This window comes from Streptomyces tatrensis, assembly GCF_049310065.1.
In the GTDB taxonomy this organism is placed as follows: Bacteria; Actinomycetota; Actinomycetes; order Streptomycetales; family Streptomycetaceae; genus Streptomyces.
Genome location: NZ_JBMDLB010000011.1, coordinates 6,153,213 through 6,179,289 on the forward strand (window position 1 = coordinate 6,153,213; position 26,077 = coordinate 6,179,289).

Annotated in this window: 17 protein-coding genes; 10 read left to right on the forward strand and 7 right to left on the reverse strand. The window is 71.3% G+C overall.

Going from position 1 to position 26,077, the window contains the following annotated elements; genetic code table 11:
• Positions 1-115 precede the first annotated feature (115 nt).
• Together ACODT5_RS44110 and ACODT5_RS44115 are read left to right on the forward strand one after the other, a co-directional pair.
• Complete coding sequence (locus tag ACODT5_RS44110; RefSeq protein ID WP_385370281.1) at positions 116-544, forward strand: ATP-binding protein; 429 nt, start codon at positions 116-118, stop codon at positions 542-544.
• A 185-nt stretch (positions 545-729) separates the two neighbouring features.
• Positions 730-3,330: a SpoIIE family protein phosphatase gene (locus tag ACODT5_RS44115; RefSeq protein WP_422525230.1), complete on the forward strand. Its 2,601-nt coding sequence runs from the start codon at positions 730-732 to the stop codon at positions 3,328-3,330.
• Between the two features lie 65 nt (positions 3,331-3,395).
• Here the strand turns inward: ACODT5_RS44115 and ACODT5_RS44120 are convergent, their stop codons facing one another.
• The 7 genes from ACODT5_RS44120 to ACODT5_RS44150 all read right to left on the reverse strand — a co-directional run bounded on the left by ACODT5_RS44120 (position 3,396) and on the right by ACODT5_RS44150 (position 13,729).
• Positions 3,396-4,124, reverse strand: coding sequence for a PspA/IM30 family protein (locus tag ACODT5_RS44120; protein ID WP_422524527.1), 729 nt, complete (start codon positions 4,122-4,124; stop codon positions 3,396-3,398).
• A gap of 79 nt (positions 4,125-4,203) precedes the next feature.
• A complete protein-coding gene (locus tag ACODT5_RS44125) occupies positions 4,204-6,357 on the reverse strand; it encodes a TPM domain-containing protein (RefSeq protein WP_422524528.1) in 2,154 nt (717 codons plus the stop codon).
• Positions 6,358-6,534: 177 nt separating this feature from the next.
• Positions 6,535-9,801 (reverse strand): protein kinase domain-containing protein, encoded by a 3,267-nt coding sequence (locus tag ACODT5_RS44130; protein WP_422524529.1) that lies wholly within the window; start codon positions 9,799-9,801, stop codon positions 6,535-6,537.
• Between the two features lie 78 nt (positions 9,802-9,879).
• Positions 9,880-10,653, reverse strand: a complete 774-nt coding sequence (locus ACODT5_RS44135; protein WP_422524530.1) for a succinate dehydrogenase/fumarate reductase iron-sulfur subunit — start codon at positions 10,651-10,653, stop codon at positions 9,880-9,882.
• Entirely contained in the window at positions 10,650-12,587 is a 1,938-nt protein-coding gene (locus ACODT5_RS44140) for a fumarate reductase/succinate dehydrogenase flavoprotein subunit (protein WP_422524531.1), read from the reverse strand. Before ACODT5_RS44140 ends, ACODT5_RS44135 begins: the two co-directional genes overlap by 4 nt.
• Positions 12,587-13,411: a hypothetical protein gene (locus ACODT5_RS44145; RefSeq protein WP_422524532.1), complete on the reverse strand. Its 825-nt coding sequence runs from the start codon at positions 13,409-13,411 to the stop codon at positions 12,587-12,589. The genes ACODT5_RS44140 and ACODT5_RS44145 overlap by 1 nt, the downstream gene beginning before the upstream one ends.
• A 96-nt stretch (positions 13,412-13,507) precedes the next feature.
• Entirely contained in the window at positions 13,508-13,729 is a 222-nt protein-coding gene (locus tag ACODT5_RS44150; protein WP_422524533.1) for a hypothetical protein, read from the reverse strand.
• A 361-nt stretch (positions 13,730-14,090) separates the two neighbouring features.
• On the opposite strand from ACODT5_RS44150, the gene ACODT5_RS44155 reads away from it, so the two are divergent.
• The 8 genes from ACODT5_RS44155 to ACODT5_RS44190 all read left to right on the forward strand — a co-directional run bounded on the left by ACODT5_RS44155 (position 14,091) and on the right by ACODT5_RS44190 (position 26,028).
• On the forward strand, positions 14,091-16,469 hold the full coding sequence (locus tag ACODT5_RS44155; RefSeq protein WP_422524534.1) for an ABC transporter family substrate-binding protein: 2,379 nt from the start codon (positions 14,091-14,093) through the stop codon (positions 16,467-16,469).
• A gap of 318 nt (positions 16,470-16,787) precedes the next feature.
• Positions 16,788-18,692, forward strand: coding sequence for a translational GTPase TypA (typA, locus tag ACODT5_RS44160; RefSeq protein WP_422524535.1), 1,905 nt, complete (start codon positions 16,788-16,790; stop codon positions 18,690-18,692).
• 440 nt (positions 18,693-19,132) lie between these two features.
• Complete coding sequence (locus ACODT5_RS44165; RefSeq protein ID WP_422524536.1) at positions 19,133-20,770, forward strand: peptide ABC transporter substrate-binding protein; 1,638 nt, start codon at positions 19,133-19,135, stop codon at positions 20,768-20,770.
• 174 nt (positions 20,771-20,944) lie between these two features.
• Entirely contained in the window at positions 20,945-21,877 is a 933-nt protein-coding gene (locus ACODT5_RS44170; RefSeq protein ID WP_422525231.1) for an ABC transporter permease, read from the forward strand.
• The gene (locus tag ACODT5_RS44175; RefSeq protein ID WP_422524537.1) at positions 21,870-22,817 is read left to right on the forward strand and encodes an ABC transporter permease; all 948 of its coding nucleotides are present in this window, start codon (positions 21,870-21,872) and stop codon (positions 22,815-22,817) included. The genes ACODT5_RS44170 and ACODT5_RS44175 overlap by 8 nt, the downstream gene beginning before the upstream one ends.
• Positions 22,818-22,837: 20 nt before the next feature.
• The gene (locus ACODT5_RS44180) at positions 22,838-23,884 is read left to right on the forward strand and encodes an ABC transporter ATP-binding protein (protein ID WP_422525232.1); all 1,047 of its coding nucleotides are present in this window, start codon (positions 22,838-22,840) and stop codon (positions 23,882-23,884) included.
• Positions 23,877-24,926: an ABC transporter ATP-binding protein gene (locus ACODT5_RS44185; RefSeq protein ID WP_422524538.1), complete on the forward strand. Its 1,050-nt coding sequence runs from the start codon at positions 23,877-23,879 to the stop codon at positions 24,924-24,926. The genes ACODT5_RS44180 and ACODT5_RS44185 overlap by 8 nt, the downstream gene beginning before the upstream one ends.
• 160 nt (positions 24,927-25,086) lie before the next feature.
• Positions 25,087-26,028, forward strand: coding sequence for a GNAT family N-acetyltransferase (locus ACODT5_RS44190; RefSeq protein ID WP_422524539.1), 942 nt, complete (start codon positions 25,087-25,089; stop codon positions 26,026-26,028).
• The last annotated feature ends 49 nt before the right edge of the window (positions 26,029-26,077 follow it).

Genomic DNA, 26,077 nt, shown 5'->3' on the forward strand with positions numbered 1-26,077 from the left:
CGAGTGGTACGACGCCGTGAATATCGGGTATGTCGCTATTAATCCCCATCTCGTACGTACACGAGGTTCCGTTCTCCCTGTCGAACCGGACTGGGGTCGCCAGCCGGCCCGGGAAGTGATCGGCGTGATCGACACAGACGGTGAATGCGCCGAATGGGCCTTTCCCGCCGAACCGGGTGCCGTCCGCACCGCCCGCCACGCGGTGCGCGGCACTCTTCGCGACTGGGGCCTCGACTCCGTCGGAGACGTCACCGTCCTGCTGGTCAGCGAGCTGGTCACCAACTCCCTGCGGTACGCGTCCGGCCCCATCGGAGTCCGTCTCGTACGGCGCAATCCAGCCGTCCGGGATGCTCCGTCGGGTCCGGCGCTTCTCGTGGAGGTTTCGGATCCGCTTCCGGATCCACCCCGCGAACGCGTCGCCGCACCCGACGACGAGGGGGGCCGCGGACTCCACCTCGTGGCGGTCTCCGCACAGCGCTGGGGGACCCGCCACGGGAAGTCGGGCAAGACCGTGTGGTTCGAATTGGCTCTTCCTGGTGAGTAACAAGGTGAGGGGCAGCCGACGATCACAAAGCTTGGCTGGAAAACAACGGGATCTTTTTGTGATCGCGAAGGCCGTGTCGTAGAGCGCCGTGGTGCTGAATACTTCGGTCATGGCCGGTCCGGTTGCGGTGAGCTGGAGGGGACGGTCGCGTGAGCGAGATACCTGTACAGGCACATCAGGCCCGTGTGCCCGGGGAAGCGTCTGGGGAGACCTGGCGCGACTCCCTGTGGCACAGCAGCCCGCCTGGCTCGATATATGACTACATAAAGGTCGCTTCCTTCTCGATCGGGCCCGACGGGCTGATCGACCAGTGGAGTCTGCGTGCCGAGGAACTCTTCGGGCTGACCGCGGCCGAGGCCGTCGGCCGTGACCCCGTCGACGCCTTCATGCCCCCGGAGCTGCGCGCCGGCGCCCACCGCAGGGTGGCCGAGATTCTCGACGGCAAGGAATGGACCGGCCTGATCCCCTTCCGGATCCCCGGCAGCGACGGTGCGCACGGGGTGGCCGAGATCTATGTGATGCCGACCCAGACCGAAACCGCCGAGCGGGCCGCGCTCTGCGTCGTGGTCGACGTACGCGCGCTGCGCCGGATCGAATCCGATCTGGCCGCCTCGCAGGCGATATTCGGTCAATCTCCCTTCGGGTTCCTGCTCTTCGGTACGGACCTCACCGTGCAGCGGGCCAACCGCCGCTTCGCGACCGTCTTCGGCGGCGCCGCCGAGGAGCACCGCGGCCGCACCGTCCACGACTACCTCCCCGAGCACGAGGCCGACCGGATGGCCGAGGCGCTGCGCAGGGTCCTGGAAACCGGCGACTCGGTCAACGACCTCCAGATCACCGGCGCCGCCCCCGGCAGCCGGGACAACCGCCACTGGTCCATCAACCTCTACCGGGTCCACGGCGGCACCGGCCGCCCCATCGGGGTCGCCGGCATCGGCATCGACGTGACCCGCCGCCACCTCGCCGCCCGCGAGGCCGCCGGGGTCCGGCGCAACCTGGCCCTGCTGAACGAGGCCGGACACCGCATCGGCAACTCCCTCGACCTGGAGACCACCGCCCGCGAACTCCTCGACGTCACCGTCCCCGGCTTCTGCGACCTGGCCGCCGTCGACCTCTACCAGGGGCTGCTGCTCGGCGACGACGACCGCCCCGCCCGCCCGCAGGGCCCCGGCGTGCCCAGCCTGCCCGGCCAGGGCCCGGGCCGGGCGCCCTCGGCGCCGCTGCGGCGGGTGGCCTTCTCCTCGGCCGTGTCCGACGCCCCGCTGTCCGGTCCGGGCGCGCTGGTCTCCGTAGGGGAGGTCCACCGCTATCCGCCCGGGTCGCCGGGGGCGTTCGCCCTGCGCACGGCGCGGCCGCGGCTGGTGGAGGGCGGCGGACCCGAGTCCGGGGACCTCGTCCAGTCCACGCTCGTGGTCCCGCTGGTCGCCCACGACACCGTGGTCGGGCTCGCGCAGTTCTCCCGTACCAAGGGCAGCGAGCCCTTCGGCGAACGCGACCGGGCGGTCGCGGTGGAGCTCGCCGCGCGGGCCGCCGTCTGCATCGACAACGCACGGCTCTACCGGCGCGAACACGAACGCGCGCTGATACTCCAGCGCAGCCTGCTGCCCCCCGGCGACCCGGAGGCCGCCGGACTCGACATCGCCTGCCGCTACCTGCCCGGCAACGCCGCCACCGAGGTCGGCGGCGACTGGTTCGACGTCATCGAGCTGCCCGGGCACCGCACGGCGCTGGTCGTCGGCGACGTCATGGGCCGCGGACTGCGGGCCGCCGTGGCCATGGGCGAACTGCGCACCGCCGTACGGACCCTCGCGCTGCTGGACCTGGAACCGGCGGAGGTGCTGACCGCGCTGGACGAGATCGCCCGGGGCCTCGGCGCCCCCGGCGGCTCCCAGCAGGCCTCCCGGGCCGCACTGCACTCCCGGGACGCCGACCGCTCCGAGGTGTACCTCGCGACGTGCGTCTACGCGGTCTACGACCCGGTCACCCGGCGCTGCACCATCGCCAACGCCGGCCACATGCCGCCGGTGCTGGTGGAGCCGGTGGAGGAGGGCGGTACGCCCCGCCCCGGCCTGCTGCTGGAGATACCGACCGGGATGCCGCTGGGCGTCGGCGGGGAACCCTTCGAGGAGGTCGAGGTCGAACTACCCGAGGGGGCCCTCCTCGCCTTGTACACAGACGGCCTCGTCGAATCCCGGACCCACCCGCTGGAGGAGGGTCTGCGGGGCCTGCGGGACGCGCTGGCCGACCCCTCCCGCCCCCTGGAAGAGGTCTGCGACCACGTCCTGAACACCCTGGACACCCGGCACGGCGAGGACGACATCGCGCTGCTGATGGCCAGGGTCCAGGGCCTCCCGGTGGACGCGGTCGGCGACTGGCAGCTGCCGCGCGAGGCCCGCTCGGTGGGCCGGGCCCGCGAGCTGGCCCGGGCGAAGCTGCCCGCATGGGGCCTGGAGGGACTGCTCGACACCACCGAACTGCTGGTGAGCGAGCTCGTCACGAACGCCCTGCGCTACGGCGAGGGCGAGATCCGGCTGCGCCTCCTGCTGGACCGGACCCTGGTCTGCGAGGTCTGGGACGCCAACCTGGTCCAGCCCCGCCGCCGCAGGGCACGGGACACCGACGAGGGCGGCCGCGGCCTCCAGCTGGTCGGCCTGCTCTCCGCGGGCTGGGGCACCCGCCGCACCCACCGGGGCAAGACCGTCTGGTTCGAACTCCCGCTCCCGGGCGCGGTGGCGGAGTCGGTCGCGGAACTGTCGGCGGAGCAGCTGCTGGGCATGTACGGGTGAGCGCGGCCGGGTAGTGCGCCCCCGGGCCGGCCGCGGCCAGGCCCGGGGAGGTGCGGCGGAAGGCTCTAGTAGGGCTTGCTCAGGCTGCCGGCTTTCAGTGCGGCCAGGCGGGCCTCGATCTCCGAGGTCTTGCCGAGGTCGTCCAGGGACTCGAACTGGGCGTCCAGGGAGGAGGCGGCCAGCTCCTGCTTGCCCAGGGCCATGGCCTCCTCGCGGCGGACCTTCTCCTCGAAGCGGCCGATGTCGCTGGTCGGGTCCATCACGTCGATGTTCTTGACCGCGTCCATCATCGTGTTCTGCGCCTGAGCGGTCTTGGCCCGCGAGACCAGCTCGTCGCGCTTCGCCTGCAGCTCCGTCAGCTTGGTCTTCATCGAGTCCAGCCCCGACTTCAGCTTGTCGACCACCTCGGTCTGGGCGGCGATCGTCGGCGCGGCCGTCGTCGCCTCCTTCTCCGACTGCATCTGGCGGCCCAGGGCGACCTTCGCGAGGTTGTCGAACTTGTCGGCGTCGGCGGCGGACCCGGACGTCCGCAGCTCGTCGGCCTTCTTGCTCGCCGCGAGGGCCTTGCCGCCCCACTCCGCGGCCGCGTCCACGTCCTCCTTGTGGTCCGCCTCCAGCATCCGCAGGTTGCCGATGGTGGTGGCGACGGCCTGCTCCGCCTCGGAGATGTTGTTCGTGTAGTCGCGGATCAGCTGGTCCAGCATCTTCTGCGGGTCCTCCGCCTGGTCCAGCAGGGAGTTGATGTTGGCCTTGGCGAGCTGGGTGACGCGGCCGAGGATGCTCTGCTTGCTCATGTGTCTGTCTCCTTGGGAACGGAACGGGGGGAGGGGAGCGAGGGGGAGCGAGAGGGAGAGAAGGGAGGGTGTGCGCGGGTCAGAAGCGGCCTCCGCCGCCCATCCGGCCGCGGGTGCCCCCGCCGCCGAAGGAGCCGGGGCCGCGTCCGCCGCCCCCGCCGAAGCCGCCGCCGAAGCCCCCGCCCCCGCCGCCGAAGCCGCCTCCGCCGCGGCCGCCGCCCAGGATCTCGCCGAGGATGATCCCGCCGAGCACCGCGCCGCCCATGCCGCCGCCCTGCTGCCGGCCGCCACCGCCGTACGGGTTCTGGTAGCCCCGTACGTCCTGTTCGGCCAGCTGCTGCGCCTGGCGCGCGAGCGAGTCCGCCTGCTGGGCCTCGGCGAGCGCGCCCGCCGGGTCCGAGCCCGCCAGGGACGTGGACCGCTCCAGGTGGCGCTGGGCCTCCGCCAGCCGGGTCCGGGCCTGGCTGCCGATCGCGCCCCGGCTGGTGGTGATGTAGTCCGTGGCCGCGCCGATCGCGCTGCGGGCCGTCAGCAGGGCCTGGTCGAGCAGGGCCGCGGCCCGCTGCCGGCCCGACTCCCGCTCGCGGGCCCCGGCCAGCGCCTCGTCGAGGGCCGCGTCGGCCTCCTCCACGCGGCGCAGCGCGTCCATCGGGTCGTACCGGCCGGCGGCCTGCTCCTGGCGTACGTCGGCCAGTACGGCCTCCGCCCGGCTGATCCGGCCGCGCAGATCGGCGGTCGAGGAGCCCTCGGTGGTGCCGGTCAGCAGCCCGCGCGCGTCGGCGAGGTCGGTGTCCGTCTCGTTGAGGGCGCCCGGCAGCTTCCCGGCGGCCTCCGCCAGTTCCTGCGCGCGCCGCTCCACCGCGTCGACCAGGGTCGCCGCCTGGTCCACGGCGCCCTCGGCCGCCCGGACGTGCACGGCGGCCTTGCCGTTGTCCCCGGCGCCGATCGCGGCGCGTGCCTCGCCGAGGCTGGTCGTCGCGAACAGCAGCCGGTCCTTGGCCTGTTCGGGGTTGGAGGCCACCGGCGCCGCAGCGGAGTCCGCGTACTGGCGGCCGAGCGCCGTGAGGGTGGCCTCCGCCGTGGTCGTACGGCCCGTCAGGGCGCGGAAGTGGGCCTCCACGGTCGCGAGCGCCTGCGGGGCGTTCTTCTCCAGGTCCCGCAGCCGGTCGAAGTCCGCCGACTCGGCGTCGAGCCGCCGGCTCGCCTCCGTGCAGCGGGCCACGATCTCGTCGAGCATCCGGCGGCGGGTGGCGTCGTCCTCCGGGTACGCGTCGTCGAGCTGCTGGCGCAGCCGGAACGCGGCCGTCAGCTCGCTCTTCCCGAACTCCACCGCCTGTGTGAAGGCCGACACCGCCTCCTCGCCGAACTGGGCGGTGGCGAAGCCGAGTTCCTCGGTGCTGGTGCGGATCGCGTCGTCGGTCTCCACCAGCAGGGCCTTGGCCTTGGAGTCCAGCTCCGGCAGGGTGAGCGGGGCGGGCCCCTGCCCCGACCAGCCGGTGGTCTTCGAGCCGCCGCTGCCGCCGCCCGCCTGCTTGCGCTTGCGGCGGGTGTACGCGTACGCCCCGAGGGCTCCGGCCGCGCCGACCGCGACCACCGGGAGGACGAAGTCCCCGGCGCCGCTCTCGCCGCCGCTCGCCGCGGCGCCTCCGGGGTCGGCCTCGCCGGGGACGATGGCCGGCACCGGTACGGGCAGTCCGCCCAGGACGGCGTCGTAGCCGTCGGCGGCGCCGATCGCGGCGCCCGCCCAGTCGTTCTGCTTGAGGGCCGGCTCGATGGCGGTCTGCGCGACCGCCGCCAGCTGCTGCTCGGTGAAACCGGAGTCGACATCGGCCGAATAGGCGTACTGCCGGGCCCCGGTGGCGATGGCCAGCAGGACGTCGTTCTGGCCGAGGCCGTTCTTCTGGGCGGTGGCGTCGGCCCAGCTCTGCGCGGAGCGGCCGGAGAAGTCGCGCACGTACGTGACGAACAGCTGGACCTTCCGGTCGGCGTACAGCTTGTCCAGCGCGGCGGTGACCTCGGGCTTACGGTCGCCCAGGGCGCCCACCCGGTCGGTGATCTGCCCCTGCTGGGACAGGGTGACCGGGTCGTCGGCCCGGGCCGCCGGAGCGGTGGCCGTCGTCCAGCCGCCGAGCGCGAGCAGCGCGGCGGCGAGGGCGAGGCCGGTCCGGACGGGTATCCCGGCGGTGGTGCGTCTCTGCGTGCTGCTTTGCGTCCTGCTTTTCGGCGGAGTCACATTTGGGAGAGTATGGGCCCTTTGGCGGCCCCGCACCCGGAGACCGCAGGTCCGGATGCCGGTTCGCCGCCACGCGGGGCGGAGCCCCCGACGCGCCCTTCCCCCGTCCCCCGGGCTCCGTCCGGGGGACTCCCGGCGGGGCCGCGCCCCGACCTGCCCGCCGGGCCCGGGCCGGGCTCACGGGAGCGCGTACGCCGTGAGTTCCGGGCGGGAGAGGACGAGGTGGTCACCTACCAGGAGGGCGTCGGACGTCGCCAGGGGCGGGTGCGCCCAGTTGCGGAGTTGTTTGCCCGAGACCGGGTCCAGGACCGTCACGTACGCGTCCGACGAGCGGCTCAGCAGAGTGCGGCGGCCGCCCTGCGGAACCGTGACGTACAGGCTGCCCGGCCGCAGCCCGAGCAGTTCGATCCCGCACTCCTCCCCGCCGCACCGGGCCGCGGTGCGCTGCCAGCGCACCGCGCCCGTCTCCGTGTCGAGAGCGAAGACCAGGTCCCAGCTCTCCGGGCGGTGCGCCGCCACGTAGACGGTGCCGCCCTCCACCAGCGGCTCGCCCGCGGGGGTGCCCAGCCCGAAGCGCCACACGCCCCGGCCGGAGTCCTGGTCCAGGGCCATGAGGGAGGCCCCGTCCAGGAAGTGGACGAGACCCTCGTGGCCGCCGGGGTCGCCCGGCCGCGGGACGTGCAGCGAGAGCGCCCCGGGACGGGCCCGCTCCGTGGACCACACCGGCTGTCCGGTCTGCACGTGCAGCGCGCGGAGCCACCGGTCGTCCGCGAGGACCAGGCGGTCGGCCGCGGTGGCGGGGGAACGGGTCGCGGGGTCGGGAACGGGGTGCTCCCACAGGACCTCGCCCGTCGCCGCCCGCAGCGCCGTCAGGTCCCCCGGCGCGCCGTGCACCAGCACCGGCCCCGCGCTGCGCATCGGCCGGTGCCCGGGCAGGTCCCGCCACCAGCGCACCCGGCCGTCCCGGGGCTCGCGCGCCAGGAGCCGCACCCCCGGCGCGCCCTCCCGCCGCACCTCGACGTAGACCGTGCCGGCGTCCGCCGCGCAGGACACCAGCACCGGCCCGGCCCCCGGCAGCGGCGGCGCGGCCGCGCCCTCGTCGGCGCGGGCCGTCCAGCGGGTCGCGCCCACGTCGGCCCGTACGCAGCCCACCTCGGTCCCCGACCGCCACACCACATGGGCGCCGGCCGCGTACAGGGCGTCCGGCCGGGCGTCCGTGTGCCATGCGTGGACCCCTGCCTGCGCCCTGCCCCCGCCGACCCTCCTCGTGGCCGCCGGGCCGCTCAGGACCGCGGTCCCCGGCGGTGGCGGGCTCCCGGCATCGGCGGCGGCCTCCGCCAGCCAGGGCGTCCCGACCGCCGCCACGCACTCCCGGGCGATCCGGGCCAGCGCGCGCGCCCGCTGTTCCGCGTCCGGCAGGTTGCGGGCCCGGCCGGCGCGCTCCCGAGCCGCCGCCGGGTCCAGCGGCAGCCGCGCCTCCCGCTCGACGCGGGCCCGGGCCGAGGCCAGCGAGGCCAGGGCGTGGTCGGCCTTCTCGTCCTCGGCCTCCTGCGGGTGGCGGCGCAGCAGCCCGGCGGCTTGGTTGCGCAGCCGCTCCGCCTGTACGAGCTGCCCCCGCTCGGCGTGGTGCGCGGCCTCCTCGCGCAGCCAGGCCGCCCGCTCCTCCAGGAACCGGGGCAGCTCCTCCTCGGCCTGCGCCAGCGCCCGGGCCCCGCCCGCAGGGTCCCCGGCACCGGCACGGTCGCGCGCCACCTGGCACAGCGCCAGCAGCCGGCCCCCGGCGGAGCCGATGCGCTCGCTCAGGCGCAGGGCCGCCGCCAGGTCGTTCGGGGCGACGGCCAGCACCATGTCGTAGGTGGCGGCCCCGCGCAGCCCGGCGTCGCGGATCAGCGCGAGGCCCAGTTCGGCCTCGGCGGGATCGGCCGCCGCGACGGCCGTGGCGATGCGGGCGACGAGCCGCTTCTCGGCCGGGCTGTCGGCGAAGTGGTCCGCCGCGATCTGCGCGGCCTGCTCCGGTGCGACCCTGGCCAGCTCCTCCGCCACCGCGCGCAGCGGGCCCGACCGGTTGGAGCCGAACACGGTGAACAGCGCCTGCTGCGCGTCGGTCAGCAGCCGCCGGGCCCTGGCCGGTGCGTGTGCGGAGGTGTCCTTGGCCAGCCCGGTCAGCAACCGGGCCGCCCGGGCACCGTCGCCCCCGCCGCCCTCCCACGCCGCGGCCTCGGCGTCGGCCAGCAGCCGCCCGGCGAGCCCGCCGTCGAAGCGGGCCGCGGCATCGGCGGCGACGGCCAGCACCTCGATCCGCGCCCCGTCCCCGGCGGGCAGCGCGCGCAGCGACTCCTTGGCCTCAAGCAGCAGTTCCCGTACGAACTCCCGTACGGCCGCGGGAACGGCCGCGGAGTCCGGTGCGACGCCGGTCCCGGTGTGCGGCGCGGGCACGGAGACGGGCCCGAACACATCCCCGGTGCCGGGCGCGGGCCCGAACACGCCCCCGGGGTCCTGTGCGGGCACGGAGGCCGGCCCGTACCCGCCACCGGGAGCCCCGGCCGGATCCGCCGGGGCCGCCGTACCGCCCGTACCCGCCGCGACCGCAAGCCCCACGGAGACCTCGGACCCCACTCCCGCCCCCAGCAGCGCCCGCAGGGCCCTGGCCACCGCGTCCGCCGACTCCGGCCGGTCCGCCGCGTCCTTGGCCAGCAGGTGCAGCACCACCCGCTCCAGCTCCGGCGCGACCGGGGCGCCGGCCACGCGCAGCGGGAGCGGCGGATCCTCGATGTGCCGGCGCATCAGGACGTACGGGCTCTCGGCCTCCCCGAAGGGCGGCTCCCCGCTCAGCAGCGCGTACAGCACGCCCCCCAGGGCGTACAGATCGCACCGGGCGTCCACCCGCTCGCCCCGCCACTGCTCGGGGGCCATGTACGGCGGGCTGCCGAAGATCCGGCCGGTCACCGTCCAGCCGGCCGTGGCGTCCGAGGAGTGCGCGATGCCGAAGTCGCAGATCTTCAGCCGGCCCCCGGGCAGCAGGAAGAGGTTGGCGGGCTTCAAGTCCCGGTGGATCACCTCGCGTTCGTGCGCGGCGGCCAGTGCCTCGGCGGTCTGCGCGGCGAGATCCAGCGCGACCGCCACTGGCATCCCGCTCGGAGCCCGGGTCAGCGCCGTGCGCAGATCCTCACCGGCGAGCAGTTCCATGACGATGAAGAGCCGCCCGTCCTCCTGGCCCACGTCGTGCACCACGGTGATGCCGGGGTGCTGGAGCCGCGCCCCGATCGTGGCCTCGCGCCGGAAGCGGGCGACCACCTCGTCGTTCGTGGCCGCCTCCAGCAGCACCTTCACCGCCACGGCCCGCTCCAGCGCCGTGTCGTGTGCCCGCCACACCTCGCCCATGCCGCCCTGGCCGAGCCGTTGTTCGAGGCGGTAACGGCCCGCCAGCTGATCCCCCACCCGCACCGCGAATGCCCCCTGACTTCACGTCAACGACGTTGCTCAGGGGGCATTCTGTCCTGCCAAGTGAACGATTGGGGGCGGCTATTGACCGGACCGGCGGCCGATCTTGTTCCCCAGCCAGACCAGCGGGTCGTACTTGCGGTCCACGGCCCGCTCCTTCAGCGGGATCAGGGCGTTGTCAGTGATCTTGATGCCCTCGGGGCAGACCTCCGTGCAGCACTTGGTGATGTTGCAGTAGCCGAGCCCGTGCTCCTCCTGCGCCGCGCGCTTGCGGTCCAGGCCCGCCTCGGCCGCCGCGTCCAGAGGGTGCATGTCCAGCTCCGCCACCCGCATCAGGAAGCGCGGACCGGCGAAGGCCCCCTTGTTCTCCTCGTGGTCGCGCACCACGTGACAGGTGTCCTGGCACAGGAAGCACTCGATGCACTTGCGGAACTCCTGCGAGCGTTCCACGTCGATCTGCTGCATCCGGTACTCGCCCGGCGCCACCCCGGCGGGCGGCACGAAGGCGGGCACCTCGCGCGCCTTCTGGTAGTTGAAGGACACGTCCGTCACCAGGTCGCGGACGACCGGGAAGGCCCGCAGCGGGGTCACGGTGATCGTCTCCTCGCGGGAGAAGGTCGACATGCGCGTCATGCACAGCAGCCGCGGCCGCCCGTTGATCTCCGCGCTGCACGAACCGCACTTGCCCGCCTTGCAGTTCCACCGCACCGCCAGGTCGGAGGCCTGCGTGGCCTGGAGCCGGTGGACGATGTCCAGGACCACCTCCCCGTCGTTCACCTCCACGGTGAAGTCGCGCAGCTCACCGCCCTCCGCGTCGCCCCGCCAGATCCGGAACGCGGCATCGTAGGTGCTCATTCGTACAGCTCCTCTTCGGCGAGGTACTTGACCAGCTCTTCCTTCTCGAAGAGCGCGAGCAGGTCGGATCGGATGGGATCGGTGCGCACCCGGGTCAGCTCGATCCGGTCGGCAGCCGGGTCCGCGGGGGCCGGATCCACCGGCCGGCACAGCAGGTTCACCGGCCGCCAGGCACGCTCCATCGCCGGGCAGTCCTCGCGGGTGTGCCCGCCCCGGCTCTCGGTGCGCTCCAGGGCCGCGCGGGCCACGCACTCGCTGACCAGCAGCATGTTGCGCAGGTCCAGGGCCAGGTGCCAGCCCGGGTTGAACTGCCGGTGCCCCTCGACCCCGGCCCGGGAGGCCCGTACGCGCAGGGTCGAGAGCTTCTCCAGCGCCTGGGCCATCTCGCCCTCGCGGCGGATGATCCCGACGAGGTCGTTCATGGCCGTCTGCAACTCCTGGTGGAGGGTGTACGGGTTCTCCGCGCCCTCGGCGGCATGGAACGGGGCCAGTGCCTCCGCGGCCGCCGCGTCGATCTGCGCCTGGGACACCTCGGGCCGCCCGCCGACGGCCGGGGCGTCGCGCGCCGCGTACTCGGCGGCGTGCAGCCCGGCCCGGCGGCCGAAGACCAGCAGGTCGGAGAGGGAGTTCCCGCCGAGCCGGTTCGAGCCGTGCATCCCGCCCGCGACCTCACCGGCGGCGAACAGGCCCGGCACCCCGAGGGTGGCGGCCGTATCGGACTCGACGGCGATGCCGCCCATCACGTAGTGGCAGGTCGGGCCGACCTCCATCGCCTCGGCGGTGATGTCCACGTCCGCCAGCTCCTTGAACTGGTGGTACATGGAGGGCAGCCGCCGCTTGATGCGCTCCGCCGGCATCCGGGTGGACACGTCGAGGAACACCCCGCCGTGCGGGGATCCGCGCCCGGCCTTGACCTCGGAGTTGATCGCGCGGGCCACCTCGTCGCGGGGGAGCAGCTCGGGCGGGCGCCGGTTGTGGTCCGGGTCCTCGTACCAGCGGTCGCCCTCCTCCTCGGACTGCGCGTACTTCTCCTTGAACACGTCCGGGATGTAATCGAACATGAACCGCTTGCCCTCGCTGTTGCGCAGCACCCCGCCGTCGCCGCGCACCGACTCGGTGACGAGGATCCCCTTCACCGAGGGCGGCCAGACCATGCCGGTCGGGTGGAACTGCACGAACTCCATGTTCAGCAGCGGGGCCCCGGCGAGCAGCGCCAGCGCGTGGCCGTCGCCGGTGTACTCCCACGAGTTGGAGGTGGTCTTGAAGGACTTCCCGATCCCGCCGGTGGCCAGCACCACCGCCGGGGCCTCCAGGACGAAGAACCGCCCGGTCTCGCGTTCGTAGCAGAAGGTCCCGGAGACCCGCGACCCCGCGGCGGAGCCGCTATCGGACTCGGTCTTCAAGATCCTCGTGACCGTGCACTCCTGGAAGACCTTGAGCCGGGCCTCGTAGTCCCCGTACTCCTTGAAGTCCTCCTGCTGGAGCTGGACGATCTTCTGCTGGAGGGTGCGGATCAGCTCCAGCCCGGTCCGGTCGCCGACGTGCGCGAGCCGGGGGTACTCGTGCCCGCCGAAGTTGCGCTGCGAGATCTTCCCGTCGGGCGTGCGGTCGAAGAGCGCGCCCCAGGTCTCCAGCTCCCAGACCCGGTCCGGGGCCTCCTTGGCGTGCAGCTCCGCCATCCGCCACTGGTTCAGGAACTTGCCGCCGCGCATCGTGTCGCGGAAGTGCACCTGCCAGTTGTCGCCCTCGTTGACGTTGCCCATGGAGGCGGCGATCCCGCCCTCCGCCATCACGGTGTGGGCCTTGCCGAAGAGGGATTTGCAGATCACGGCCGTACGGGCGCCCCGCTCGCGCGCCTCGATCGCGGCCCGCAGCCCGGCGCCGCCCGCGCCGACCACGACCACGTCCCACTGCTGCCGTTCGACTTGGGTCACTAGAAGATCCTCGGGTCGGAGAAGGCGCCGCTGGCCACCAGGTAGACGTAGAAGTCGCACGCGGCGACGCTGATCAGGGAGGCCCACGCCAGCTGCATGTGACGGGTGTTGAGGCGGCTGATCCAGCCCCACAGGCGGTAGCGCACCGGGTGCTTGGAGAAGTGCTTGAGGCGGCCGCCCATGATGTGCCGGCAGGAGTGGCAGGACAGGGTGTAGGCCCAGATCAGCGCGATGTTGACGACGAACAGCAGCGTTCCGAGGCCCATGTGGCCCCACTCGTACTGCTCGTTTCGGAAGGTCAGCACGGTGTCGTAGGTGAGGATGCCCGCGACCGGGACCGCCGCGTAGAAGAAGTACCGGTGCATGTTCTGGAAGATCAGCGGGAAGCGGGTCTCCCCGCTGTACGAGGCGTGCGGCTCGGCGACCGCGCAGGCGGGCGGCGAGGCCCAGAAGCCCCGGTAGTAGGCCTTGCGGTAGTAGTAGCAGGTCAGCCGGAAGCCGAGCGGGAAGACCAGGATCAGCAGCGCGGGGGACAGGCCCCACCAGCTGCCGAAGAGGTCCAGGTTCGGGCCGCCGCGCATCTCCTGGCAGTTCTCCGCGAGACACGGGGAGTAGAAGGGCGAGACGTACGGCGCCGCGTAGTAGTCGGCGTTGGCGAAGGCCCGCCAGCTCGAGTAGACGATGAAGGCGAACAGCCCGGCCGCGGTGCCGGCGGGGGAGAGCCACCACCGGTCGGTCCGCAGGTGCCGGGCTGCGATCGCGGCCCGCGAGGCGTCGTGGACGCCGCCGGGCCGCTGTGCTGGTGGTTGGGTGCCTGTGGCCAAGAGGGACTCCGAGTGGAGTGATGAGGGGTGGCCCAGGAGGCCCGGCCGCCCTCGTCGAGGGTGGCCGGGCCCGGTGGGGTGTGCGCGGAGCGTAGGTCAGGGAGCGCGGCGGTCGCGGGCGCCGAGGCCCTCGTCGTCGGAGTCCGTCCACAGCGAGCTGTCGTACGGGGTGTCCGGGACGTTGACCATTCCGCCCTCGCCCGGAGGCCGGGGGGCGGCCGGTGCCTGCCGGGCGACGTCCTTCTCGAGCCGTTCCACGGAGCGGACCAGCTCGTTCAGGTTGCGCCGTACGGCGGTCAAATCGTCTTGCAGGGACATGACTTGCCCTCACTTCCGCTAGGTGCGGTGGCAACGCTCATGTGCGCCTGCGAGTGTCGCGCCTCCCGTCCCCGGTTGTGAAGGGACGTGCAGCGATTGCGGGCGCGCAGGCGCGAACTGTGCGCCCCTCCCTGCCCCCATTTTCATCCCTCTTACGGGGGAACGCCCGTCCGGAAAGCAAGCCGGATTGGTCCGCACGGGTGGGGTTCGCGGCGTGGCGGGGGTCGGCTGCGGTGGCTGTGGCGGGGTGTCGATTTCAGTGGGTTTCGGCACCCAGTGTGATCAGCTCCATATACCGCCGAACGTGATCGAAACATCCGCTTTCACGGCTCCCCCACGCCCCGTCCCGGAGGTACCACCCATGTCCCAGAGAAGGCGCAGGTCCTTGGCGCTCCTGACCTCGGGAGTTCTTGCACTGCCGCTGCTCGCGGGCTGCGGCGCGGGTGAAGACGAGGGCGGCCCGGCCGCCGCCGGGCAGGACATCGCGGCCACCACCCGCGACAAGGTCGCCGACGGCGGGGTGCTGCGGTGGGCCGTGGACTCCATGCCGGGCACCCTCAACGCCTTCCAGGCCGATGCGGACGCCACCACCAACCGGATCGCCGGGGCGGTACTGCCCCAGCTGTTCGTGCTGGACGGCAAGGGGCGGCCGGTGGCCAATCCCGACTACCTGGAGAAGGCCGAGGTCGTCGAGCGGGAGCCCAAGCAGGTCGTCCTGTACAAGCTCAACCAGCAGGCGGTCTGGAGCGACGGCCGGGAGATCGGCGCCGCCGACTTCGTCTCCCAGTGGCGGGCCCTGAACAGCAAGGACTCCGCGTACTGGACGGCGCGCAACGCCGGCTACGACCGGATCGAGAAGATCGAGCGCGGCAAGACGGACCTGGAGGTCAAGGTCACCTTCGTCAGGCCGTACGCCGACTGGCGCTCCCTCTTCAGCCCCCTTTACCCCAAGCAGGTCACCGGCACCCCGGAGAGCTTCAACGAGGGGTCCCGGGGAGCCCTGAAGGTCACCGCGGGCCCCTTCGGCCTGGGCGCCATCGACAAGAAGACCGGTACGGCCTCGCTGACCCGCAACCCGCGCTGGTGGGGCAGCCCCGCCAAGCTCGACACCCTGGTCCTCACCGCGGTGCCCCGCTCCGAACGCCCGGCCGCGCTGGCCGCCGGCAAGCTCGACCTGGCGGAGATCGACCGCACCGGGGCCGACCGCATCGCCCTGGCCCGCCGCGCGGCCGCCAAGGCCGAAAAGGGAGCCGGAGGTGCGGGGGCCCACGGCCCCGCCGCCTCGGTGACGGCCGCGCAGGCCACCCTGTCGTGGGCGCTCGCCTTCGGAGCGGACGAGGACAAGGCCAAGGAGGCGCAGGAGACCCGCCAGAAGCAGGCGGAGGCGGTGAAGCGGTACGCCGAGGAGCAGACCGCCCTGCGCGGCTTCACCGTCCGCAAGTCCCTGGAGCCCGCCTACACCCAGCTCGCCATGAACGGCGCGAGCGGCCCGCTCGCCGACGAGCGGGTGCGCCGCGCCGTGGCCCGCGCCCTGGACCGCCAGGCGCTCGCCGACATCGTCCTGAAGCCGCTGGGCCTGCCCGCGAAGCCGGTCGGCAGCCACCTCGCGCTCGCCGGGCAGCAGTCGTACGCCGACAACAGCGAGGCCCTCGGCGGCCAGGACACCCAGGCCTCGCAGGCCCTGCTCGCGGACGCCGGCTGGCGCCGGGGAGGCAAGATCACCGCCCCGGCGGGCGCCAAGGCGGGCTCGGAGGCGGCCAAGGAGACGGACGACTCCAAGACCCCGGCGGTCCCGGCCCCGGGCCCGGGCACCGGGAACGACGGCCTCTACATCGTCGGCCAGGACGACGGGCGCAACGGCGACGGGCGCAACGCAGACGGGCGCAACGGCGACGGGCAGCCCGGCCGCGACGGGGAGATCGTCGACGCCGACGCCTTCGCCGAGAGTGGCCAGGACCGGCAGGACGCCCCTTCCCCGGTGCTCGCCCCGGCCCCCTTCGCGGCCCTCCAGGAGCAGCACCTGCGCACCCAGGCCGAAGCACAGGCCGACGCCGTGGACGACGGCAAGCGCAACCCGGCCCTGGACGCCGAAGCCGCCGCCGAACCGGCGGCCCAGGACGGGGCGAGCACCGCCCCGGCCCCCGCCAAGCAGGCCGTACGCACCTCCGGCAGCGTGCTCGCCAAGGACGGCAAGCCGCTCGCCCTGCGCTTCGTCCTGCCGGCCGGCCCCGGTTCGGAGGCGCTGCGCACGGTGGGCGAGCGGATCGCGCAGATGCTCCAGAAGGTCGGCGTGCAGACCGAGCTGACCAAGGTCCCCGACGAGAGCTTCTTCAAGGACCACATCGCCTCGGGCCAGTACGACCTGGCGCTCTACTCGTGGCCCGCGACCGCCTACCCGGCCACCGACGCCCGGCCCATCTTCGCCAAGCCGGAGCCGGCTGCCGACGGCTCGCTGCTGGTCGAACAGAACTACACCCGGGTCGGCACCGATCACATCGACCAGCTCTTCGACCAGGCGCTCGGCGAGCTGGACGAGGCGGCCTCGCGCGAGCTGATGCGCAAGGCGGACGCCCGGATCTGGGCGACGGCCGGCTCCATCCCGCTCTACCAGCGCCCCGAGCTGGTCGCCGTGAAGCCCGGCCTGATCAACGCGGGAGCCTTCGGACTCGGAGCCCCGCGCTACCAGGACATCGGCTGGAAGAAGCCGGCCGCGGCCAAGAAGAACGAGAAGAAGAAGTGATGACGAAGGGGTGCATCCGGGGTTGATTCGAAGGTCTCAAGCTCAGATGTGACTCAAGTCCCTTGCCCGCCGGATCACCGGCGGGCAGGGTCGTGGATACCCGTTGACCCGCGTGTTTACCGGCTTCACCCATGGCCGGGTCCCCCCACCCAGGACCCGGCTCCACTCAGTCGTCCGGCCTCTTGACAGACCCCCCGGCAGGCGGTTCCCGCCAGCCGACGTACGATGGGGTAAGGCCGTGGCAGGTTTTCCGCCCGGTCGAGGCGCGCGTGCCGGACCGTACGCGTCGCCATCCACGATCCCGGGAGAAGCGCCGAAGTGCCCACGCGCCACGACATCCGTAACGTCGCCATCGTCGCCCACGTCGACCATGGCAAGACGACCATCGTCGATGCCATGCTCAAGCAGGCCGGTGCCTTCGCCGCCCACCAGCACCTCGACGACCGCATGATGGACTCGAACGACCTGGAGCGTGAGAAGGGCATCACGATCCTCGCCAAGAACACGGCGGTGAAGTACCACCCGAAGGACGGGTCGGCCCCGATCACGATCAACATCATCGACACCCCCGGCCACGCCGACTTCGGTGGTGAGGTCGAGCGCGGTCTGTCGATGGTGGACGCCGTCGTCCTGCTGGTGGACGCCTCCGAGGGTCCGCTGCCCCAGACCCGTTTCGTCCTGCGGAAGGCTCTGCAGCAGAAGCTGCCGGTCATCCTCTGCATCAACAAGACGGACCGTCCGGACTCCCGGATCGACGAGGTCGTCAACGAGACGTACGACCTCTTCCTCGACCTGGACGCGGACGAGGAGCAGATCGAGTTCCCGATCGTCTACGCCTGTGGCCGTGACGGCGTCGCCTCGCTGACCAAGCCCGCGGACGGCACCGTCCCCCCGGACAGCGACAGCCTGGAGCCCTTCTTCTCCACCATCCTGGCGCACGTGCCGGCCCCGGTGTACGACGAGGAGGCCCCCCTCCAGGCCCACGTCACCAACCTGGACGCGGACAACTTCCTCGGCCGCATCGCGCTGGTGCGCGTCGAGCAGGGCGAGCTCCGCAAGGGCCAGACCGTCGCGTGGATCAAGCGTGACGGCACCATCTCCAACGTCCGCATCACCGAGCTGATGATGACCGAGGCGCTCACCCGCAAGCCGGCCGAGGTGGCGGGCCCGGGTGACATCTGCGCGGTCGCCGGTTTCCCCGACATCATGATCGGCGAGACCCTGGCCGACCCGGAGAACCCGATCGCGCTCCCGCTGATCTCGGTCGACGAGCCGGCGATCTCGATGACCATCGGTACGAACACCTCCCCGATGGTCGGCCGCGGCGGCAGCGGCAAGGGCGCGGACGCCAAGTCCGCGGTCAAGGACCGCAAGGTCACCGCCCGCCAGGTCAAGGACCGTCTGGACCGCGAGCTGGTCGGTAACGTCTCGCTCCGCGTCCTCGACACCGAGCGTCCCGACGCCTGGGAGGTCCAGGGCCGTGGTGAGCTCGCGCTCGCCATCCTGGTCGAGCAGATGCGCCGCGAGGGCTTCGAGCTGACCATCGGCAAGCCGCAGGTCGTCACGCAGGTGATCGACGGCAAGGTGCACGAGCCGGTCGAGCGCATGACGGTCGACGTCCCCGAGGAGCACATGGGCGCGGTCACGCAGCTCATGGGCATCCGCAAGGGCCGCATGGACAACATGTCGAACCACGGCTCCGGCTGGGTCCGCATGGAGTTCGTCGTCCCGTCGCGCGGCCTCATCGGCTTCCGTACCGAGTTCCTGACCGGTACGCGCGGTACGGGCATCGCCCACTCGATCCACGAGGGCCTCGAGCCGTGGTTCGGCCCGCTGGTGACCCGTAACAACGGTTCGCTGGTCGCCGACCGCTCCGGTTCGGTCACGCCGTTCGCGATGATCAACCTGCAGGAGCGCGGCGTCCTGTTCACCGAGCCCGGCACCGAGGTGTACGAGGGCATGATCGTCGGCGAGAACTCCCGCGCCGACGACATGGACGTGAACATCACCAAGGAGAAGAAGCTCACCAACATGCGTGCGGCTTCCGCGGACAACACCGAGAACGTGGTGCCCCCGCGCAGGCTCTCCCTGGAGCAGTCCCTGGAGTTCTGCCGCGACGACGAATGCGTCGAGGTGACCCCCGAGGCCGTCCGCATCCGCAAGGTCGTCCTGGACCAGAAGGACCGCTCGCGCACCGCTTCGCGCGCCAAGTCCGGCAAGTAGTCGCGTAGGACCTAGGTCACACCTGGGTCCTGCCCGTTACGGGCTTTTGTGAACAGCCCCTGTCGTCACGGTCTCCGTGACGACAGGGGCTGTTCGCTTTTGTCAAGCGGATTGTTTCGGTCCGGTGTCCGCATACCGACCGTGACACTCCGGAAGAAGAGCTAACAGTCCGTTTCGTTCATGTCTGTCTCCTATCCGTTTGTCCGGATTTCGGGTTTTAGCCGTAGTGCGATGTTGTGAAAACGAGACCACTTAAGTGTGGTTTACGGTCAAGCAGTCCTTGAGGATGGCTCCATTGAGCTCGGGTCAATGGGTCACACGCTGTGGGGAGCGTCGACTCACGAGCACACTCGGGACACCGGTCCTATCGCCGTCAGGGGTGTCGGCGAAGCACACCTGTGTCCTTCACATCAGACAGTGGACTCATGAGGAGGAAACCCATGCGCGGTGCCAAGAGCGCCAAGTGGGTAGCGGGCGCGATTGTCGTCGCCCTGGCAGCGACTGCCTGTGGCGGCGGCGGTGGCAAGGAAGCCGGCGCCAAGGGTGAGGTTGACCCGAACGGCATCTACTCGATCGAGGTGGGCGAGCCGGAGAAGCTTCTCCAGCCGGCCGACACGATGGAGTCCAACGGCTCGATCGCGATGTCGGGTCTGTTCTCCCAGCTCGTCGACTACGACGCCGACGGCAAGATCGTCAACGTCAACGCCGAGTCGGTCACGACCACGGACAGCAAGCTCTGGACCGTCAAGCTGAAGCCCGGCTGGACGTTCCACGACGGCACCAAGGTGACCGCCGAGTCCTACGTCAAGGCGTGGAACTGGGCCGCGAACATCAACAACAAGCAGGGCAACGCGTCCTGGTTCGCCGACATCAAGGGCTTCGAAGCCCTGCACCCCGAGGCCGAGGGCGCCAAGCCCACCGGTGACGCCCTCGAGGGTCTGAAGATCGTCGACGAGAACACCTTCACCATCGAGCTCAACAGCGCGGTGCCGTACTTCGCGTACAAGCTCGGCTACGAGGTCTACTCCCCGCTGCCCGCCTCGTTCTACGCGGACCCCGCGGCCGCCGGTGAGAAGCCGGTCGGCAACGGCCCGTACAAGTTCAAGTCGTGGGAGCACAAGAAGCAGATCGAGCTCACGCGCTTCGACGACTACAAGGGTGCGGACAAGGCGAAGAACGGCGGTGTGATTCTCAAGAACTACACCGGCGTCGAGGCCGCGTACGAGGACCTGAAGGCCGGCAACCTCGACGTCCTGCGTCAGATCGGCCCGAAGGACCTCCCGGTCTACCGCGCCGACCTCGGCGACCGCGCCGTGGACCAGGCCTACTCCGCGATCCAGACCCTGGCCATCGCGTACTACGCCGACCAGTGGAAGACCCCGAAGAAGGTCGACCCGAAGGTCATCCAGGGCCTGTCGATGGCGATCGACCGCGACACCATCACCAAGACGGTGCTCCAGGGCACCCGTGAGCCGGCGACCGGCTGGGTCGCCAAGGGCGTCCTCGGCTACACGCCGACCGGCTCCGGTGACGTCACCAAGTTCGACCCGGCGAAGGCCAAGGAGCTCATCGCCGCGGGCGGTGGCGTTCCGAACAACGAGATCTTCATCCAGTTCAACTCGGATGGCGGTCACAAGGAATGGGTCGAGGCCGTCTGCGGCAGCATCACCCAGGCCACCGGCGTCAAGTGCACCGGCGACGCCAAGCCGGACTTCCAGGCCGACCTCCAGGCCCGCAAGTCCAAGCAGGTCAAGTCGATCTACCGCTCCGGCTGGGTCCTCGACTACCCGGTGAACGCCAACTTCATCAGCGACCTGTTCCGTACGGGCGCCGGCGGCAACCAGGGTGGCTTCACCAGCCCCGAGCTCGACGCCAAGATCGCCGCGGCGGACAGCGCCGCGACCCTCGACGAGTCCGTGAAGGCCTACCAGGCCATCGAGAAGGAACTCGTCAACTACATGCCTTCCATCCCGCTCTGGTACTACAAGGTCAACGCGGGCTTCTCCGAGAAGGTCCAGAACGTGAAGTACGCCCAGGACGGCGACCCGATCCTCGACCTGGTCGAGGTCAAGAAGTAAGTCCTACCGCGTAATTCCTTTCGACGGATGTGGGCCGGCGGGGAGCCGGCCCACATCCGGGCCTACATGCAGCGCCCGGGGGGCCCTTTCGCGACGCAGTGACGGAACCGTCACGCGCGTGCGTGGCGAAAGGGCCCGTCCGGCTGCGCCTGCCGCATCTTCTACGGAGGCATGATGGGGCGCTATGTCGCACGACGACTGCTCCAGATGATCCCGGTCTTCTTCGGGACGACCCTGCTCATCTTTTTGATGGTCTACAGCCTGCCCGGCGATCCCGTGGCCGGACTCTTCGGAGACAAGGGCACTGACCCCGCCACACTGGCCGCGCTGAGGCACGAGCACGGCTTGGACCAGTGGATCGGCAAGCAGTACTTCGACTACATCACCGGGATCCTGTTCCACTTCGACTTCGGAACGCAGATCCGCAGTGGACGCGAGGTCACCGAAGTCATCGGTGCCGCGTTCCCGGTCACGCTCCGGCTGGCCTTCCTGGCCTTCGCCATCGAGATCGTTCTCGGCCTGACCCTCGGGATCGTCGCCGGCCTCAAGGCCGGCAAGCTCGTGGACAACCTGGTCCTGATCCTCACCCTGCTGATCATCTCGATGCCGGTCTTCGTGCTCGGCTTCATCATCAAGGCGGTGTTCGCCTTCCAGCTCGACTGGATCGAACCCATGGTCAGCAATGAGGAGACCTGGGGCGAGTTGGTCGCGCCGGCCATCGTGCTGGGATCGCTCTCGCTCGCCTACGTGGCCCGCCTGACCCGCACCTCGATGGCCGAGAACCTGCGCGCCGACTACGTGCGCACCGCCGTGGCCAAGGGTCTTCCCAAGCGCCGCGTCATCGGTGTCCACCTGATGCGCAACTCGATGATCCCCGTGGTGACCTTCCTGGGTACCGACATCGGCGCCCTCATGGGCGGAGCGGTCGTCACCGAGGGCCTGTTCAACGTCAAGGGCGTCGGCGGTCTGATCTACGACTCGGTCCTGCGCCGTGAAGGCCTGACCGTGGTCGGTGTCGTCACCGTCCTCGTCGTCGTCTACCTGATAGCCAGCCTGCTCGTCGACCTCCTCTACGCGGTCATGGACCCGAGGATCCGGTATGCCTGACATGACCAAGACCGAAGTCGCGACGCCCGAGGACACCTCGGCGGCCGTTGCCCCGGTGGACCCGGTGAAGGCCGAGAAGGCACGCAGCCTCTGGGGCGACGCCTGGGCCGACCTGCGGCGCAACCCGTACTTCCTCGTCTCCTCGGTGCTGATCCTCATCCTGCTGACGATCTCCGCCTTCCCGAGCTGGTTCACCAGTGCCGACCCCACCAAGGGCGACCTGGTCCACCACTTCCTGCAGCACCCCGAGCTGTCCAAGGTCGGTTCGCCGGAGTGGCTCGGCTACGACGGCCAGGGACGCAGCGTCTACGCCCGCCTCATCTACGGCACCCGGGCCTCGATCATCGTGGCCGTCGCGGTCACCGCGATCGTCACCGTCGTCGGCGGCATCACGGGCATGATCTCCGGTTACTTCGGCGGCCTGACGGACGCGATCATGTCGCGCATCACCGACATCTTCTTCGGCATCCCGTTCCTGCTCGGCGCGATGGTCGTCCTCCAGGCCTTCACCGAGCGCACGGTGTGGACGGTCGTCTTCGCCCTGGCCTTCCTCGGCTGGACGCAGATCAACCGCGTCATGCGCGGCGCGGTCATCACCGTGAAGCAGGCCGACTACGTGCACGCCGCCAAGGCGCTGGGCGCCGGCACCACGCGGATCCTGATCAAGCACATCCTGCCGAACGCCATGGCCCCCGTGATCGTGGTCTCCACGATCGCGCTCGGCGGTTACATCGCGGCCGAGGCGACCCTGTCCTACCTGGGTCTGGGCCTCGCGGCCCCGAACATCTCGTGGGGCGTGGACATCTCCACCGGTGCCGCGCAGATCCGAGTGGCGCAGTACATCCTGCTGTACCCCTCGATCATCCTCAGCGTCACCGTCCTCGCCTTCATCATGCTCGGCGAAGCGGTCCGCAACGCCCTCGACCCCAAGCTGCGCTGAGGAGGGCGTAAGTGATCACCATGGACAACACCTCCAGCCTTCCCTCCCCGCGTGACGGGGACCCGCAGACGCCGCTCCTCGAAGTACGCGACCTGCACGTCGAGTTCCACACCCGCGACGGTGTCGCCAAGGCAGTCAACGGCGTCAACTACTCCGTGAGCGCCGGCGAGACCCTCGCCGTGCTCGGCGAGTCCGGCTCCGGCAAGTCCGTGACGGCCCAGGCCATCATGGGCATCCTCGACATGCCCCCCGGCAAGATCCCGCAGGGAGAGATCCTCTTCCGCGGCCAGGACATGCTCAAGATGAGCTTCGAGGAGCGGCGCAAGCTGCGCGGCCGGAAGATCGCCATGATCTTCCAGGACGCCCTGTCCTCCCTGAACCCGGTGCTCACCGTCGGCTACCAGCTGGGCGAGATGTTCCGCGTCCACGAGGGCATGTCGAAGAAGGACGCCCGGCTCAAGGCCATCGAGCTGATGGAGAAGGTCAAGATCCCGGCGGCGAAGGAGCGGGTCGACGACTACCCGCACCACTTCTCCGGCGGTATGCGCCAGCGCATCATGATCGCCATGGCGATCGCGCTGGAGCCCGACCTGATCATCGCGGACGAGCCGACCACGGCCCTGGACGTCACCGTCCAGGCCCAGGTCATGGACCTGCTCGCGGAGCTCCAGCGCGAGCTCAACATGGGCCTGATCCTGATCACCCACGACCTCGGCGTGGTCGCCGACGTCGCGGACAAGATCGCGGTCATGTACGCCGGCCGGATCGTCGAGACCGCTCCGGTCCACGAGATCTACAAGCGCCCGGCGCACCCGTACACCCGCGGCCTGCTGGACTCGATCCCGCGCCTGGACCAGAAGGGCCAGGAGCTCTTCGCGATCAAGGGCCTGCCGCCGAACCTGCTGCGCCTGCCCACCGGCTGCTCGTTCAGCCCGCGCTGCGTCGCCGCGCAGGACATCTGCCGGTCCGAGATCCCCGCCCTGCAGCCCGTCAGCGAGCAGGACGGCAGCGAGCTGGCCGGCCGTCACAGCGCCTGCCACTTCTGGAAGGAGCAGCTCCATGGCTGAGCTCACCAACGCCCCCGCACGGGAGCCGATCCTCCAGGTCCGCAACCTGGTCAAGCACTTCCCGCTGACCCAGGGAATCCTGTTCAAGAAGCAGGTCGGCGCGGTCAAGGCGGTCGACGGGATCTCCTTCGACCTGTACCAGGGCGAGACCCTCGGCATCGTCGGCGAATCCGGCTGTGGCAAGTCCACCGTCGCCAAGCTGCTGATGAACCTGGAACGCGCCACCGCTGGCGAGGTCTTCTACAAGGGCCAGGACATCACCAAGCTGTCCGGCCGCGCCCTGAAGGCCGTCCGCCGCAACATCCAGATGGTGTTCCAGGACCCGTACACCTCGCTGAACCCGCGCATGACGGTCGGCGACATCATCGGCGAGACCTACGACATCCACCCCGAGGTGGCCCCCAAGGGCGACCGGCGCCGCAAGGTGCAGGAGCTCCTGGACGTCGTCGGTCTGAACCCGGAGTACATCAACCGGTACCCGCACCAGTTCTCCGGCGGCCAGCGCCAGCGCATCGGCATCGCCCGCGGCCTCGCGCTCAACCCGGAGATCATCATCTGCGACGAGCCGGTCTCCGCGCTCGACGTATCGGTGCAGGCCCAGGTCATCAACCTGATGGAGAAGCTGCAGGAGGAGTTCACCCTCTCCTACATCTTCATCGCGCACGACCTGTCGATCGTCCGGCACATCTCGGACCGCGTCGGTGTCATGTACCTCGGCAAGATGGCCGAGATCGGCACCGACGAGCAGATCTACGAGCACCCGACCCACCCGTACACCCAGGCGCTGCTCTCCGCGGTGCCGGTGCCGGACCCGGCCGCCCGCGAGGGCCGCGAGCGGATCATCCTCACCGGTGACGTCCCCTCGCCGGCCAACCCGCCGTCGGGCTGCCGCTTCCGCACCCGCTGCTGGAAGGCCGAGGAGAAGTGCTCCGTGGAGGAGCCGCTGCTCGCCATCCCGGAGCGCTTCAAGGGCTCCAAGTCGCTGGCCGCGCACGAGTCGGCCTGCCACTTCGCGGAGGAGAAGGCCGTCCTGGCCGTCTGACCTCCCGCAGCGACAGCACAGGGCGCCCGTCACCGGAACTCTCCGGCGGCGGGCGCTCCGTCGTTCCGCGACCCGGCCGGTCGGCTGCCCGCCGGTCCGGCCGTCCGGACCGCCCGCCGGCTGACGCCGCCCCGACCGGCGCCGTGGTCTGATGGCACGCATGCTCACCGTACGGCCCGCCGGGCCCTCCGACGCCGAGGACATCTGCGGGCTCCTCAACACCATCGACCGGATCGAGATCGGCCGCCCGGAAACCGACCTCGCCGCCGTCGAGGCCGATCTGCACCACCCCGACGTCGACCTGGTGGCGGACTCCTTCCTCGCCTTCGAGAGCGGCCGGCTCCTCGGCTACGCCCTGGTGTGGGCCGACTCCGGCCCCGGCCGCGTCGACTGCCACTTCCGCGTCCTGCCGGGGCGCCGCGCGGCCGCCGCCCGGCTGCTGGACCTGGTGGAGGCCAGGGCCCGCGAGCTGGCCGCCGGAGCCCCGCACGCCTACCTGTGGCTCGCGCCGAGCGGCGGGCGCACCCTCGACCCCGGACTGCTGCCCGGCCGCGGCTACCGCACGGTGCGCCGCTACCGCGTGCTGACCCGCGCCGTGGGCCCCGCCGACCTGCCCCCGGCGGCGCCCGCCGGGCTGACCCTTCGCCCCTGCGACGGCGGCGAGAGCGAGCGCCGACGCGTCCACGCCCTGATCGAGGAGACCTTCGCGGACCACTTCGGGCACGTGGAGCGCCCGTACGAGCCCTGGCTCGACCACATCGACGGCCGCGGCCTGGACTGGTCGCTGGTGTGGATCGCCGGCCTGCCCGCGCTGGGCGACGTAGGGGTCCTGCTCACCCGGGACGACCGCACCAGCATGGGCTGGCTCAGCCACCTGGGCGTCCGCGCGGAAGCCCGCGGCCGGGGCGTCGGCGCCTTCCTGCTGCGCCACGCCTTCGCCGCCTACGCCGCCCGCGGCCGCGCCACCGTCGGCCTCGGCGTGGACACGGGCAACACCACCGGAGCGCTCGCGCTGTACGAGGCGCACGGCATGACCACGCACCACGCGGTGGACACCTGGGAGCTGACGCTGCGACGGTCCGCTGTGCACTCGCAGGGGTGACAGGCGGGCGACGCGGGGGTGCAATCGGTCCAACGGGGAGTGTTCGGGA

Bases quoted from the DNA above. Each gene is read 5' to 3' on its own strand.
- ACODT5_RS44120 (WP_422524527.1), bottom strand. From the start codon at position 4,124: ATGAGCAAGCAGAGCATCCTCGGCCGCGTCACCCAGCTCGCCAAGGCC.
- ACODT5_RS44135 (WP_422524530.1), bottom strand. From the start codon at position 10,653: ATGAGCACCTACGATGCCGCGTTCCGGATCTGGCGGGGCGACGCGGAG.
- ACODT5_RS44150 (WP_422524533.1), bottom strand. From the start codon at position 13,729: ATGTCCCTGCAAGACGATTTGACCGCCGTACGGCGCAACCTGAACGAG.
- ACODT5_RS44155 (WP_422524534.1), top strand. From the start codon at position 14,091: ATGTCCCAGAGAAGGCGCAGGTCCTTGGCGCTCCTGACCTCGGGAGTT.
- ACODT5_RS44165 (WP_422524536.1), top strand. From the start codon at position 19,133: ATGCGCGGTGCCAAGAGCGCCAAGTGGGTAGCGGGCGCGATTGTCGTC.
- ACODT5_RS44170 (WP_422525231.1), top strand. From the start codon at position 20,945: ATGGGGCGCTATGTCGCACGACGACTGCTCCAGATGATCCCGGTCTTC.
- ACODT5_RS44175 (WP_422524537.1), top strand. From the start codon at position 21,870: ATGCCTGACATGACCAAGACCGAAGTCGCGACGCCCGAGGACACCTCG.
- ACODT5_RS44180 (WP_422525232.1), top strand. From the start codon at position 22,838: ATGGACAACACCTCCAGCCTTCCCTCCCCGCGTGACGGGGACCCGCAG.
- ACODT5_RS44185 (WP_422524538.1), top strand. From the start codon at position 23,877: ATGGCTGAGCTCACCAACGCCCCCGCACGGGAGCCGATCCTCCAGGTC.
- ACODT5_RS44190 (WP_422524539.1), top strand. From the start codon at position 25,087: ATGCTCACCGTACGGCCCGCCGGGCCCTCCGACGCCGAGGACATCTGC.